The organism is Clostridium beijerinckii, assembly GCF_018223745.1.
GTDB classification, from domain to species: Bacteria; Bacillota; Clostridia; order Clostridiales; family Clostridiaceae; genus Clostridium; species Clostridium beijerinckii.
Map to the genome: position 1 here is coordinate 3,934,195 of NZ_CP073653.1, position 15,719 is coordinate 3,949,913.

10 protein-coding genes are annotated in these 15,719 nt (G+C 31.6%); all 10 read right to left on the minus strand.

The window, feature by feature from the left end; translation table 11 throughout:
- Positions 1 to 38: 38 nt before the first annotated feature.
- The 10 genes from KEC93_RS17790 to KEC93_RS17835 all read right to left on the minus strand — a co-directional run bounded on the left by KEC93_RS17790 (position 39) and on the right by KEC93_RS17835 (position 15,677).
- A complete protein-coding gene (locus KEC93_RS17790) occupies positions 39 to 680 on the minus strand; it encodes a Vat family streptogramin A O-acetyltransferase (protein WP_077867803.1) in 642 nt (213 codons plus the stop codon).
- A gap of 154 nt (positions 681 to 834) precedes the next feature.
- On the minus strand, positions 835 to 3,438 hold the full coding sequence (ppsA, locus tag KEC93_RS17795) for a phosphoenolpyruvate synthase (RefSeq protein WP_077867804.1): 2,604 nt from the start codon (positions 3,436 to 3,438) through the stop codon (positions 835 to 837).
- A gap of 617 nt (positions 3,439 to 4,055) precedes the next feature.
- Positions 4,056 to 4,949: an ROK family protein gene (locus tag KEC93_RS17800; RefSeq protein WP_039769051.1), complete on the minus strand. Its 894-nt coding sequence runs from the start codon at positions 4,947 to 4,949 to the stop codon at positions 4,056 to 4,058.
- Between the two features lie 474 nt (positions 4,950 to 5,423).
- A complete protein-coding gene (locus tag KEC93_RS17805) occupies positions 5,424 to 6,422 on the minus strand; it encodes an aldose 1-epimerase (RefSeq protein WP_038457764.1) in 999 nt (332 codons plus the stop codon).
- A 41-nt stretch (positions 6,423 to 6,463) separates the two neighbouring features.
- Positions 6,464 to 8,608, minus strand: coding sequence for a hydantoinase/oxoprolinase family protein (locus KEC93_RS17810; protein WP_077831176.1), 2,145 nt, complete (start codon positions 8,606 to 8,608; stop codon positions 6,464 to 6,466).
- A 326-nt stretch (positions 8,609 to 8,934) separates the two neighbouring features.
- A complete protein-coding gene (locus KEC93_RS17815; protein ID WP_012059693.1) occupies positions 8,935 to 9,801 on the minus strand; it encodes a MurR/RpiR family transcriptional regulator in 867 nt (288 codons plus the stop codon).
- A gap of 166 nt (positions 9,802 to 9,967) precedes the next feature.
- Entirely contained in the window at positions 9,968 to 10,639 is a 672-nt protein-coding gene (locus tag KEC93_RS17820; RefSeq protein WP_077867805.1) for a hypothetical protein, read from the minus strand.
- A 64-nt stretch (positions 10,640 to 10,703) separates the two neighbouring features.
- Positions 10,704 to 11,996, minus strand: a complete 1,293-nt coding sequence (locus KEC93_RS17825; RefSeq protein ID WP_077867806.1) for a Na+/H+ antiporter NhaC family protein — start codon at positions 11,994 to 11,996, stop codon at positions 10,704 to 10,706.
- A 61-nt stretch (positions 11,997 to 12,057) separates the two neighbouring features.
- On the minus strand, positions 12,058 to 13,407 hold the full coding sequence (locus KEC93_RS17830) for an FAD-dependent oxidoreductase (protein WP_077867807.1): 1,350 nt from the start codon (positions 13,405 to 13,407) through the stop codon (positions 12,058 to 12,060).
- A 194-nt stretch (positions 13,408 to 13,601) separates the two neighbouring features.
- Positions 13,602 to 15,677, minus strand: coding sequence for a substrate-binding domain-containing protein (locus KEC93_RS17835; RefSeq protein ID WP_172462702.1), 2,076 nt, complete (start codon positions 15,675 to 15,677; stop codon positions 13,602 to 13,604).
- Between the last annotated feature and the right edge of the window lie 42 nt (positions 15,678 to 15,719).

Below are 15,719 nucleotides of genomic sequence, written 5' to 3' on the forward strand. Positions count from 1 at the left end.
AGCCTATATTATTGTCCAAGCTATACATAGCTTATGATTTATATATATTCTTTCATTAATTGATCTAAACCAACTTCTGATGTTAACTTTTCAATATTATTAAATATCTTCTCTTCGTCCCAATTCCACCATTGAAGCTTCAGTAAAAATTCAATTTTTTCATCACTAAAACGCTTTTTAATAAACTTGGCTGGATTACCGCCATAAATAGTATACGGCTCAACATCTTTCACTACAGTTGAATTTGTAGAAATAATCGCACCATCACCAACCTTGACCCCTGGCATAATAGTTACATTTTGACCCATCCACACATCATTTCCAATTACTGTATCTCCCTTAAAAGGCAACTGTTCTACTGTTGGAGTGACCTTTTCCCAACCACCTCCAAAGATATTGAAGGGATAAGTTGTAACTCCATCCATTCTGTGGTTTGCTCCATCCATGATAAACTTAATCCCCTCTGCAATTGCGCAAAACTTGCCTATTATAAGTTTATCTCCCAGGAATTCATAATGATGCTCTATATTATCATAAAATTTCTCAGGAGATTTTTTATTATCACTATAATAAGTATATTCTCCAATCTCAACATTAGATTTTTTAGGTAGATTACTTATATAACAAACCGTCTTTATATTTGTATTTGGATATAGCTTTTCCTTGTCTGGTCCTGTCATAGAGTACTCACTCCTTTCAGTTCTTTTATTTTTAATTTCTGACCTCTTTGGAATCAATATTATAGTCAAATGAATATTGGTTGGTCCTCAGTAATTATTTTTATCAAGTTTCCACCCTTCTGTCTGGTAATTTCATTTGACACTATCTACATCACTATAAAATTTCTATATATCCTTCAGTTCCATTCACTCGGATTCTCTGCCCATCTTTTATCAGTTTAGTAGCATTCTCTACACCTACAACTGCTGGTAATCCATATTCACGCGCGATAACGGCTCCATGAGTCATGAGTCCACCAATTTCAGTCACTAGACCTTTTATTGATACAAATAATGGTGTCCAGCTAGGGTCTGTAAAGGAGGTGACTAATATATCTCCTGCTTCTAGCACAGCATCTTCCATGTTTAAGATGACACGTGCTCTTCCCTCGATTACTCCAGACGAAACAGCTAGACCTGCAATCGCACCAGCTGGAAGATTTTCTCGTTTATATTTACCTGTAATGATTTCACCATCAGAGGTCATAACACGTGGTGGTGTTAGTTTTTCATTTAATTTGTGCTCGTCTTTTCGCTTGATTATAATATCATAATCAAGTTTATTTGTGTGTACTACTTCGCGAAGTTCCTCAAGAGTAAGGTAATAAATATCTTCTTTTTCATGAATAACACCATCTTGTACGAGTCGTTTCGCTTCTTTCATTAGGGCCTGCTTATAAACAAAATAGCGGCTAATCATACCGTATTTTGGGTATTCACGATAACCTATAAAATTCCTGATCAAGTCGATATTTCGTTTTGTTTCTTTTGCCTTTTGTTCACCATCAGGTAACTCTCGTAACCGACTTAATAACTCTTGTTCTTTATTCAAAGCTTCCTGTCGCCCTTGCTCAAATTTCATTTTGCCAGCACTCGGCTCAAAGTTTTTGATATTGCTTAAAATCATAGGGACAAGTGTAATTGGTTTTTCGCTAAATCTAGTTCTAGTAATATCTATTTCTCCGCTGCAGCGCATCCCAAATTTCCTAAGATAAGACAAGATTGCATCTCTGGTTTCCTTTCCACCATAAAACTTAATCACTTCCTCCAAAAAGTTATCATCTTTTACATGTTGTAAAAAATCAACTATTTCTGGATAAGGACGTATCACATCTGCCACATCCATTAACTCTAGACCCATTTCCGAAGTAATGTTGTTTGGTACTGATTGAGAAATGATATCGGCTGCATTTTTTTCACCTAACCACTCGTTCATCTTTTCATTAGTCCAAAGCGAAGCATTTATAGCAGACATAAATACAGCTGTACTTTGTGGGTCAAATAAAATCCTCTTTAACTCATTTATATCTTCTAGAATAAAATCAATTAAATCTACTCCTGATTTAGTTTGGATTTTTTGTTTTAACTCCTCTATGGATGATTGACTCTTCTTAATCAGCTCAGAAACGATTGTCGGATCCAATTCCTTTTGTGGCTCTGAACCTGCAGCTGATTTACTTTTAATGTCGCTCTGTTCCTCTTTATCATTTGGTAAGCATTTTATGAAATCTCGCTCTATTATGGTCATAATTGCATCTTCTGTGAGAGGTTCGAGTTGTTTCATATTATTTAATAAGTTTTTTCTGCCATCTGGTGAAGCGAGCATTGGTGCTACATCAACAAACAACCTTCCACCAGCCTTAAACCATCGACCAAAAGATATTAACTCCTTTAAAGACATTCCGAGTGGCTTCAAAGGATCGGTCATCATTTGTTGATGCCCCACAGATAAATAGACATGTTTTTTTTCATCATTCGTTTCAGGAATTGGATATAAAGTAGTGATTGGTCGGCTCTGAACAATATAAAAGGTATCGTGATCCAAACACCATTCTATGTCTTGTGGACATCCAAAATGCTCTTCAATCTTTCTACCCATATGCGTAAGTCTCAAAATCTGTTCATCTGTGAGCACTTGACTATTTTGCATCTCAGGCTCAATCGCCAACTTTTCGGTACCACCATCTTTTAAAGAATAGATACCTAGCTTCTTAGTAGATATTTTCTTATCTACTATCTTATCGTTGCGTACTCTATAATTATCAGCATTCACTAATCCAGAAACCAAAGCCTCTCCTAGTCCAAAGCTTGCATCAATAGATACCACTTTTCTATTACAAGTAACAGGATCAGCAGTAAACAAAATTCCTGCCGCCTTAGGGAATACCATCTTCTGAACAACCACAGAAAGGTGCACTTTATTGTGGTCAAATTCGTTTTGAATACGATAAATTACTGCTCTCTCTGTAAACAGTGATGCCAAGCACTTTCTGATATGTTTTAAAATTGATTCCTTTCCAATAATATTTAAATACGTATCCTGCTGACCTGCAAAAGAGGCTGTCGGCAAATCCTCTGCGGTTGCACTAGAACGTACAGCATATGAATCTTTTTCACCAAGTCTTAATATAAATCTTGCAATCTCTTCGTTAATAACCTCAGGTATAGTTATCCCTTCAATTACCTTGCGAATTTCACTGCTAATTTCTCTTATTTTTTCTATGTCTTCTACTCCAAAATGCGATAATTCATCTAATAAACCTTTAAGTTCTTCATTATTTTCAGTTATTTTTTTATACGCTTCTGTTGTAACACAAAAACCTTCTGGTACTAAAATTTCAGTAATTCTAGATAATTCTCCTAGATTAGCGCCTTTCCCTCCAACCATGGAAATCTTTGTTTTATCAATCTCCTGAAAGCTAAGTACATATGAATTCATACACATTCCCCTTCCTCTTTTAAGTCGGAACCCTGAGTAGTTTAATTCACTTGCTCGCACTCTTATACTTCTCGTTAAAAACCATTTAAACTTTTAATTCCTTTTCTATATACGAGTGAAGCAATTTCTACGAAGTGATTCTGTTCCTATGATACACAGAATAAGCACATATTATAAGCCTGTTATTTAAAAATTTCATATGGTATAATAAAGTTGAGGGGAATAGTTGATTTTTATAAGAATTAAGAGAATATATTATGTTAAATTCTTTAACACCACAGCTGAATAAGTTACATACTCTAACTACTTTATTCTTTAGTTTCTTTGTGGTTCCTATAATTTTTCTTTTCTTTTATCGTTACAAGCATATCATTAGTACATCTTATGTAATGTATTACCGAATCTATAAATATTTTTATTCCGAAAACTATAAGAATGTCGCTGAATCTTCTAACTTATAAGAAGTGAAAATTTGAATATTAAAAAACTGTCATCAAGTGTTATCTAATCAAAATTAATTCAGAAAATGATAACCCCCTCAACACTTCTGTCGAGGGGGTTAATTGTCGAGGTAAAACGCAACCTTTGAAATCCACTATCTGCATTTATTATATCTATCAGTTTAAGCAAGATGCTAGAATACCCGCTCCAAGCAATCCTGCATCATCACCTATTTTAGCCAATTTAATATTTACATTAATATTGTTAAATACTCTTAGCTTAACTTCATTAATTAATTTTTCTAAGTAATTAGAATTGTTTAAAATAACTGATCCGCCAAGTACTATAACTTCTGGATCTACTGTAGTTATTATATTAGCAATTGCTTTAGATAAATTTATAGTCCATTCATTTAAAACGTCTAAACAGTCTACGTCTCCTCCACTCGCTTTATCAAAAATATCTTTTGTAGAAAATTCTTGTCCACATTTCTCACTGCCTATTCTAGAAATACTTACACCACTGCATTGTCCTTCTAATCCTCCTGAATTTAAACCTGCATGTCTATATTCATCTTCGTTTATTATCATGTTGCATACTTCTCCAGCTATATTGTTAAAGCCATTGACTATTTGATTTTTATAAATAAATCCACCACCTACTCCTGTTGATAGAGTAATGTAATATACACTTTCAGCATTTTTAGCTGCACCTATCTTGGCTTCGCAATATCCCGCTAAATTTGCATCATTATTTACAATTACAGGTAATTCAAAATGTTCTTCAAAATATTTCTTTATCTTAAAGCCTTCCCATCCTCTTAAATTAGGAGGATTGATTATCACTCCATTTCTTATATCCAAAGGGCCTGGGCATGCTACACCAATAGCTTCAACTTTATATTTATTCCATTTTTCTTTTATCATATTTATTAAATTATCTATATTGCATTTTGCTCCCTTTTCTACAATATTATCTATTTTAAATTTATCAATTAAATTATATTCATTATCTAAAATGGCAGCTCTTAAGTTGGTGCCTCCTATATCAATTCCTATAAAATATTTCATTTTTAAATCCTCCTTATTTACTTATCAGATACTCATACATTTTCTCTTATTTAACATTCACATTTATCATCAAATATACTTTTCATCTAGGTGATCTCCAATAAGTTATACATATATTGATGCTCCAAATATATGTTGATGAACTCCATCAGCACAAATGTGCTTTTGCAATGACCTCAAGAATTTATATCTATCTATATCTTTCATATATAGCTCTAATATCTATAGTATCTATTTTTTTGCTTTATCTATTTCTCTTACTGCTTGAATATATTTACTTTAGATTTATTCCTTTTTTCCATGAGTAAGAATATCTTTTTCTATTCTCTCAAGTCTCTGAGTACTAGTATTTCCACTCACACCACTGTTTATTAATTCCACCTTAATAAAAATAACGTTCACCCTCTAATAATGAAAGTGAACGCCAAAATAATATGGTTCAACTATTGAATAATTTAAGAGAAAGTTTATCCATTACTCTATAAATATTTTAGTAGTTTCGCTCCACTTCTCACCAGATAGTAATACTCTAAAGCCTGTCTCTTCTGAAGACAATTTTAAATTTGGTGCATTATTCATCCATGTTTGTGGCTCGATACAAATAAAATCTGATGAAGCTTCATTATTCCATACTGTACAAAATTTATAGTCTTTACCAAACTCATAATATAACTTTATATTTTTTTCTTTATCCTCAATAATAGCACCATTAAAAGGTGTACCTTGAAAACTTAAAGGCTGTACTGTGTATGTATCGTTCACCGGATGTTCAAGCGGAATTACTCCACCATCCCTGTATTTCTTCTCATAATCACATAAATTAACCTTATTCCCAGTGGGTAAATATCTTGAATTAACTAACCACTTATCTCCTACTGATAAAGTTAATGCATAATTTTCTTTTTTGCTGTCAGCTTGAAATGGAACATTAAAAGCTGTATGGAATCCGACTCCTAAAGGCATTAGTTTTTCACTACAATTTATAAAGGTTATTTTTTGTTCTAATCCTTTTTTAGATAATTTATAGGTCATTTGGCATTGAAACTCATGTGGAAAATACCTAAATACATCTTCATTAAATGAATTACTCCAAAAGGATACTTCAATTTCGACATACTCTTCAATCTTATTAACCTTAGTGCTAGTTACTGTAAAAGGCAATTTATTTATTATTCCATGGTAATGATTATTTCTTATAGTGTCGTTTATTGGAAGTTCATATGCCATATCATTAACTGAATATTTTCCATCTTCAATTCTTCCTGGTGGAAATAAAATTGGAATTCCAAATATTATTGGCTTACTCTTAAATTCCTTTAATGTTTCTGGAGTTCTTATGATATTGCAACCTAGTACTTTATGCTTTAATTCAATAATATTAGCTCCGATTTTAGGTATCATGACTGCTTCATAATCTCCAGCAGTGAAATATACTGCTTCTTCTCCAGACCACGTTATCTTTTCTATTTTCACTCCCATACCTCCTACCATAAAATATTTCTGTGTTATTATAATTACTTATATACAACAGTAATAATTTTTTCATCATTTTCCATAAACTTAGTTTCTACATCTATTATAGAAAGAAGTTGTTCCTTTGTTTGCATGCCTGTTAAATCAAGCATCTTCTCTTTATAGAATAGGAATACCTTTGGTATAGTAGCATTAGCATCAGAATATATTGTGTGTTGATCAAGAAAAGCTACAAAATCTGATAAAGTTGCATCTTTTCTAAACGTTAAGTTATATGCATTTTCTCTCTTTAAACGAACGACGCCTTCTCTATCAACCATACAAATATTGTTTAATGTTTTTTTGAACAGTCCAAAAAAAGCTTTCTTTTGAGTAACAGCCTTAAATAAATACCATCTTCCTGTATTAGATACTAATTCAACTGTTGATTTTTCAACACTAAGTGCACCTGATACTACTTCCTTCATATCATCTTCTGATGCAACACTTTGAGCAAGGTCTTTTGATCTAAGTTCAGTTGATCCTGTTGCAATTGCTCTAAGTATATTTTTTTGCGAATCTATTTCGATAGTTACATCAACAGTAGCTTCATTTGCTCCAGACTGTACTATTTTTTCAATTATATCTTCTCTAATTTTCTTAATATCATCTTCTGAAGGAGCAACTACCGATCTTTCTATCTGCTCACGAACCATAGCAAGCGCAACACCAATTGTGGATATGTAAGGTGCATTTTCTGCTACCTTTGATTTAAATCCACCTTTATCAGCAAGTGCGTGAACAAGCACAGCTCCACTTCCGCCACCACCTACAAGTGTAATGAATTTTCTATCTAATTCATATTCTTCAACCATTTCGTTAACGACTTTCATTACTTTATTTACCGCTATATCCATAACTTGCTTAGCTGCTTCCTCAGCAGAAATATTTAAGTAATCTCCTAAAACCTGCCATGCTTTTTTATTACTTTCCGCATTACCTCTAGCATAATCCCCCTCTGGTACATAACCTAAAAGATTTGAAGCACCTGCAAGTGTATAAGAAAATTCCTTTCCATTTGAGCACTCAATAATTGCATAATTCTTTGGATCGCTTTCCCTTGGACTTATGAATTTGATTTTAGGTTCTTGGATATTCTCAGGATCTGCAAAACATTCATAATCCACTCCAGCTATATGTGCACTTCTTGGTCCTACATCACTAATTTTATTATTTTCTATTTTTATCATACTACCGCCTGCTACCGCTAAAGTACGAACATCAAGTGATCTTAAATAAGTTTTATGTCCACCAACCTGTGCATTTTTTATCATTACCTTTCCATCTTTAATAACAGAAATATCTACACTTGTACCTCCAACTTCAAAGAATATTCCATCTGAAATTTTTTCATACATAAGAGCCCCAGCAACTCCCGCTGCAAGACCAGATAGCATTGTAAGTATAGGACGTTTTCTCACTTCATCAACGCTCATTACTCCACCATCACATCTCATTATCATTAATTGAGATTTTATTTGTGCATTCTTTACTGCCTTTTCGGTCATATTTGCTGTTTCCATCATCTTAGGGATTAAGCTCGCATTTACTACTGCTGTTCGTGTTCTCGTTTTCAAACCATATAGCTGTGATATTTCATGTCCTCCTGTTGCATATAGTGACTTATTATTAGCTATCTCTATTACATCCTGCTCATTTTTAGGATTGTCAACACTATACGCTTCTGATGCAACTATAACTTCTGCACCTTGACTTTGAAGTTCATTAATTGATTTCTCTACAATTTTGCTATTTAAATTCTTAGAATCTATGAAAGTATGATATGTTTTTAAATATTTTTTAGGAGCCAATTCTATATCTGCTGTATTTGTCTCATTTTTTGCACTTCCAGCATCCATACCTGTTCCCATACCTATTATACCAACTTGTGCTACATCCCCTTCAAGCAAAGCATTAGTTGCTTGTGTTGTTCCATGAGCAATGAACACCACATCATCAGGGGATATATTATTGTCAGTCAATACTTTATTTATTATTTTGACTATACCACCTGCAACTCCCTCTGCTTCACTATGTGTTGTACTTATTTTTTGTTTTGCAATAATTTCATATGTATCATTATCTATTACTACTGCATCGGTAAAAGTTCCACCTACATCGATACCAATTCTAACCTTCTTAGCCATACAATCTCCTCCTTAACCTCCTGGTTTTATCACAAATTAATTAAATATCCTTATTTAAAGGATATCATTTACGCGAATCATTGTAAATAGTTTTTGAAATTTTTTTTCATTTTTTCCGGATATTTTGGATACAAAGATTCAAAATTATCCCTTCATTTAAAATATACAAGATTTATGATTTGTTTTCCGAAATTTATTATAATGATTTTCATTAAATAATATAGGTAAGATTAATAGACTTAATATAGATAAGACTTATAAACAGTTAAAAAAAAGACTGGAGTTGAACTTAAATCCTATACCAGTCTTGTCTTTAGCCTTGCATCTTAAAGATTATAATAGTAATTACTGTAATCTTGTTCACTTTCAAATAATGCATCGCTATCCAATTTCTTTTGCAAATACTTCTTGTTAGATTTAATAAGCATTCCTACTATAACATCAATAGTAAACAGAAAAGTCATATTATCTGAAATAACCGTGTTATTTTCAATAGCTAACTTATCTGAAGTAATTATCTTAATATCTGTAAGTTCACTAAGTTTTGGAGAATCATAACTTGTAATTGTCACAATCTTAGCATTATTTTGTCGCCCACTAATTAAAGGTTCTTGAATATCTCTTACTGATATATTACGTGTTATACCTATAATTAAATCATCTTGAGAAGAATTAGCACTACAGAGCTTCATACTATACACATCATTATAAGATTCAGCTTTTATTCCCATCATATTTAGTCTTTGTTTAAGTTCAATAGCCGACTGCCATGAACCAAATACACTAAATATGTTAACTTTCTTAGCAGATTTAATCATTTCAACTACTTTAATTAAATCCATTTCATTTATTAAAGAACATGTATTGAGTATCAATTCATTATAATCTGAAGCTATAGAATCAATAAGACTATTGTTATCTCTACTCTTATCATTTGCCTTAAGATTTCGATAAAAATTATCTTGAGCTAAAGCTATTTTAAAATCATTAAATCCCTTGAATCCTATTTTTTTACAAAATCTATTTATACTAGTTTCAGATACTTTTGTTTCAATTGCTATATTAGTAATTGTATTATTGATAACAAATTCTGCATTGTTTATGACAAAATTCGCTATTTCATTTTCACTAAAAGTCAAATTTTTTTGTCTTGAAATTATCTTTGCAATAACTGCTGGAACAGTATTTCTCATTAAAAAGCCCTCCCTGATTATCCGTATATTTTAACTTGAATAATATACAGAATTTAATCATTCCTAAAACAATACTATCATATATTATATCAAATTGTAACAGTCTGTTCAAATAATACGAATTTTACAAAGTACTGTATTATAGGGGGTTAAGCTTTATTAGTAGTTATAACATATTATTCAATTCTTGCTCTAAACAAATTATTATTTTCTTAAAATCATCTAAAGATATTTTACCCAATTCTATTAAATATAAATAATCATATATATTAGGAAGAAATTTTGCTCCTAATATTTCCTTACTAAAACTATGAGCAGCTATTTCAGAACACTTTATGATTGAAGATTTCCTTTTAAAAAAAACAAAATTCATTAATGTTACTTGCTCTAAAAGTTCATTTGTTGGTTTTTTTTCTTTGTATTCAAGAAAATGATAAAATTCATGAGCTAGATGCATATTAAATACATCCTCGTAACTTAACTTTTCTTTAAAAAAATCCACCTTATTGCATGTATTCATAAGATCAATTAAAGAGTTTTCATATATTTTTATAATATTTTCTTTCTTCGAAAAACTTATTTCTGCCCTAAATTTCACTCCATAAAATGTTCCTGATTTTTTTACTATTTCAATTTTAACACCATTATCTTCGCATAGTTTTTTCAGATCTTTCCCCAAATATTTTTTTGCTTCAATTTTTCCTAAAAATAATGAATCGTCAACATAATACTCTATTTTATCTTTAGGTATCTTTTGAAATAGTAAATCATTTTTTAATTCAGCATAAGCTAATGTTCTATCATTTAATTTTCCTAAGACATCAAACAATTCTTCCATATTCTCTTCCCCTTGATAATATATTGAATGGAATCACCTTAAGTATTCCATTCAATATATATTATTACAATGTTACTACAAAACTTGCAACAACCATAGAAACTCCTACTGCTATAACCAGCCAAATAATAGTTTTCTTTAAGATTTCGTTTACATCAGTCTTTGTATAATCAGAAACCCATACATTATGAGAGTTCGTTGGATCACAAACTGCTTGAAGATTACTGTTTACACGTAATGCAACCATTGCAGCTACTGGATTCATTCCTGCTGCTACAAGTAATGCTGCTATTCCACTTCCTAATCCATATATATTAAAAGGTCCTCTATATATAGCTAATGGTGATAGTAATGTAAATACAAGTATATATGTTAATGGACTATGAGGAATTATAGTTTCAATCATTGGCTTAAGTATCGCTGCAACTGGTTCTGCCATAACGGCATTTAATACCATTCCTATACCAATTAATAAAGCTAAAGCTCCTGCTGTGTCTTGAATACCTTCAATTAAGGCACTTGATAAAACATGTACTGGTCTCTTTGGTGTTGCAAGTATCAATGTTATTACAATACCTAAAACAACTGAAGGAACTATTGATAATTTTAATGTAAAGGCAAATATTACTGGAATAATTGGGCTAATAAGTGCTATTGATCTAACATTCATATTATTTCCTAATTGCCCTTCATTATTTAATGGCATTGACCAAGCCTTTTTTAATTTTGCACCTTTACTGTTATAATAAAGAATAGTAACTACGGCTACAATTATAAGTGGTACTGCAGGTATTAAAGAATAGTTTGCTATTTGTTCTGTAGTTAATTTTAATACATCTTTGTATATTGCCCAACCACCAACATAGAAAGTTACTCCTATTGCATTAGCAAACAAAAGCACTAATGCACTTACAAGTGGACTTAATCCTGCTGTCAGCATTATTGGTATAATGATTGTTCCCACAAGAATTACCATTCCTAAACCACTTGCTGCTGAGAATATTATTGATGCTGCGATTAAAAAAGTAAGTGCAATAATAACTGGTTTATCACCTGCAAGTTCTGCAGCTTTTCTTATAATAGTTTTTGTTATACCAACCTTATTTAATATTTGCCCAAACCATGCACCAAATATTAAGCCAGCAATAGCTGAAGACATTCTCATTGAACCAGCCTCTAATACATTGGCTGTAATTGTAAATTCTTTAGGATCACTTGACATTATTGGAATTCCTGCAATTAATGCAAATATGACTGCCATTAGTGGCAATACCAAAATCGTCGGTAACTTTCTTGTCATCATTAAAATAACTGAAACTAAGAATACAACTAAAATACCGATTGCTTGTATACTCATTCTAAAACCTCCAAATATAAAAATTTATTTTTTAATTAGTAGTTAACTTTTTATAATAATTTTAAACATCTAAATATGAACCATTTTCAACTAATCTTTCTTGTACTTCCTTAACATCAACATTTTGTACTGAAATCATCTTCTTTGCTGCTATTGCTGCTGCAGTACCTCCAGCTTGTCCTATAGCACCTACTGTAGGCGTTACTCTTATTGCTGCTTGTGCTTCAAAAGTTGCAGAAACACATCTTCCAACAACAATAAGATTATCTATATTTTCCGGAACTAAAATTCTAAGTGGAATGTTATAGTAATCTCCCCATTCAAGCATTTTACTCGCGGTGCCCTCTCCATCAGGACTATGTATATCAATAGGATATCCTGAATGAGCTATTGTATCTTCAAACTTTTCTTTATTAAGTAGGTCTTCAGCAGTTAAAGTATACAAACCTTTAATTTGTCTTGAACCTCTTACACCTATAGATGGACCACTTTGTATGAAAGTAGCATTTTCGAATCCAGTAAGGTACTTCTTAAAGAAGGCTTCCAATTCCTTGCACTGTTTTCTTCCCTCTATTTCAGCTTTGCTTAGGCTCCATGGATCAGTACTATCACACCCTAATATCCTTGTAGTGTTAACTATAATCTCTCCTGGATTATTAGTTTCAAAGAAAAGTACATCTTCCCTTTTTATTGATATCTCACCTTTTTCTTTTGCTTCGTTAAATTCCTTAACAAATCCTATTACTGATAATCTTGGCACCTTGTCTATAGTAGTAACATCTTTATGAATTCTGGCGAAATTCTCAGGATCTTTTTTTATAAATTCCTTTAATTTTTCCATATTCACATCTCTAATTTTCATATTCAAAGTCATTGGCTGAGCTGCTCCATCCTTTTCTCTTCCTTTAGTAAAAGGAATACCTGCAAATGCTCCAAGATCACCGTCCCCTGTCGCATCAATGAATATTTTAGCTTTAATATCACTTACCCCAGCCTTATTACATATCTTTATACTTTCTATCCTCCCATTACTCATTTGAGCACCAGCAAGCATAGTATGATATAAAACTTCTCCACCACTTTCTAATAGCATTGTTTCAATTTCGTATTTCATTGCTTCAGCATCAAATGGCGTTACGGAATACGTATACATGCTAGAGTCTAAAATATGACCTGGAGATTTACCTGACTCTTTTAATCTTTCTATTAATTCATCTGTGATTCCACGAATAACTTGCTTATCACCAGCATGGAATGTCATCATCGGGCCAACGCCTGCACCTGTTAGCGTTCCACCAAGGAAACCGTTGCTTTCAATTACCAATGTTTTAGCACCTTCTCGTGAAGCTGCTATAGCAGCTATTGAACCAGAAAAGCCGCCTCCAGCTATAACAACATCATAATTTTTCATAAAACTCCTCCTCTTGATTATATTTAAGCATTGAGGTATTTAATTTAAAATATCTCACTAACCTTAATATTACTTTACCACATTTTTTCACAATCGTAAACAGTTTTTGAATATTTTTTTCATTTTTTTCATTTATTATGTTTATTTTTTTCATAAATGCATCGCTATGCAAAATTTAATGATTTTTTCACTATTTAATAACCCTCACTAACCTTGGTTATTTGGTAGGTATCTAGCAATTCTACTTCTTTAACTTTAGCTCCACTTTCATAATCAAATATAGATTTTAGAGCTACTTGTCCAAATAAATTTTGCCTTTGAGAAATTAAAATGTCCACTATTCCTGCTTTAACAGCTTTTATATTATAATCCGTATTATCAAATCCTATAAGTTTTTTATCCATTGAATTAGATGATTTCTTTAAAAGCTCAGCAACCTTTATAAAGTGTAGATCCAATCCAGCTATAACTTTAACGTCAGAATACTTATTTAAAGCATCTTTTAGATAACTAAATCTTTCATTTATATCACAATTATTTATTTCAACATCAACTATTCTAATATCTGAATGAGTATGCAAGTACTCTTCAATTGCTTTTATTCTTATGTCAGCTATTTCACTTTTTCTAATAGTACTAAGTATTACATTTCCCTTTCCCTTAGCTACCTTTATTATTGCTTGCGCTACACTAACACCTGCTTTATAATTATCTGTCCCAATGTAGGCTAATCTATTACTTCCATGTAAGTCACCATCTACACAAATAGTTTTCATTCCTTTTTTACTTAACTCATTAACTATCGGACTAATAAGCTTCGCTTCCCATGGATGTATTATCAGATAATCAATGCCACCATCTTTTTCTGTCAATTCATTGATTATAGCTACCTGTTCTTCTGGTTTACTTTTCAAATAGTTTTGTGGATACCTAACCACAAGCTTATATCCATATTTTTTAGCGGTTTCTTTAGCTATCTTAATCATATTTATCATATATGGATCACTTTCCGGTAATATTGTCACAAAACCAATCCTTTTTTCTCTATTCTTATCACATTCAACATTGTAGTGAGCTATTTGACTTTCTACACTATCTATCCTACTTTTTAACTTTTTAGCAATATCCGATAAAATAATCATCGAATTCTTTTGATGCATGCTTACCTCAACAGCTTCTCCTGTTGAGGCTGCAGTTTCCTCTGAAATAGCTGCGATATTAGTAATATCATCAATTATTGAATTTTTTAACTGCTCTAACTTATCCATACTATCTTTTACCGCAGAATACTGATTAGTACATTCGATAATACAATGATCTATATTATTAAAAGCACTATTAACATTCTTCACAGATTCAAGCTGCAAATTCAACTTATCTTCTGTGGAATTAATTATTGTTTCAGTTGAATCAATTTCCATATTTATTTCACTTACAATATTTTTTATCTCATAAGCTGATTTAAAGCTTCTATCTGCTAACTTTCTAACTTCAGTTGCAACAACTGTAAAACCTTTACCCTCTTTGCCAGCCCTTGCTGCTTCAATAGATGCATTTAACGCTAATAAATTAGTCTGATCTGCTATTTCTGTAATTACTGAAACTATTTGATTAATATTATTAGATTTTAATTTTAGCATTCCTATACTATTAGAAACATTGGTAAAAGCATCTCTAGTTTCAGAACTTTTAGTTAAAGTATCATTTACATTTGTACTGCCATGCAAACTTGCGTTTTCTAATAGCTGAATCCTATTCTCTATAACTTTCATTGCACTGTTAACATCTTCAAATTTAAGTGATAATCCTTCTACTAAATTCATACAACTTTCTGTTTCACCTGCTTGTTGCTGAGATCCTTCAGCTACTAAGTCGTTAAGGCTCATTAAAGTTTTTGATAACTCTTCGGTCTCATCTGCAGTATCTATTACTGAATCACCCAAGGCTGATATTTCAGCAACATAACTTTTAAAAACCTTTACAAGTTTAATAAATTCATCGATAATAAATCTTTCATCTGAACTTAAATCCTTATTTTCATCATATTTCAAATTACCAGTTTTAATTTTTTCAATTGCAACATTTCTACCTATAGATTTATTTTCTTTAAATTTGCAACATTGTAATATAATTAAAAAGATTGCTCCTAAAACTCCAATAATACATAAGATTGATTCCAAATACAGGAATAACTTACTCAAAATAAATACCAGAACAAATAGTATTAACATTAGCAGCATATTAGTTAAATCTTTTTTTATATGAATCATTTCTTTTCCCCCGTTCATTATTATTTTAAAATGGCATCTCTA

Bases quoted from the DNA above. Each gene is read 5' to 3' on its own strand.
- KEC93_RS17790 (WP_077867803.1), bottom strand. From the start codon at position 680: ATGACAGGACCAGACAAGGAAAAGCTATATCCAAATACAAATATAAAG.
- ppsA (WP_077867804.1), bottom strand. From the start codon at position 3,438: ATGAATTCATATGTACTTAGCTTTCAGGAGATTGATAAAACAAAGATT.
- KEC93_RS17800 (WP_039769051.1), bottom strand. From the start codon at position 4,949: ATGAAATATTTTATAGGAATTGATATAGGAGGCACCAACTTAAGAGCT.
- KEC93_RS17810 (WP_077831176.1), bottom strand. From the start codon at position 8,608: ATGGCTAAGAAGGTTAGAATTGGTATCGATGTAGGTGGAACTTTTACC.
- KEC93_RS17815 (WP_012059693.1), bottom strand. From the start codon at position 9,801: ATGAGAAATACTGTTCCAGCAGTTATTGCAAAGATAATTTCAAGACAA.
- KEC93_RS17820 (WP_077867805.1), bottom strand. From the start codon at position 10,639: ATGGAAGAATTGTTTGATGTCTTAGGAAAATTAAATGATAGAACATTA.
- KEC93_RS17825 (WP_077867806.1), bottom strand. From the start codon at position 11,996: ATGAGTATACAAGCAATCGGTATTTTAGTTGTATTCTTAGTTTCAGTT.
- KEC93_RS17830 (WP_077867807.1), bottom strand. From the start codon at position 13,407: ATGAAAAATTATGATGTTGTTATAGCTGGAGGCGGCTTTTCTGGTTCA.
- KEC93_RS17835 (WP_172462702.1), bottom strand. From the start codon at position 15,677: ATGATTCATATAAAAAAAGATTTAACTAATATGCTGCTAATGTTAATA.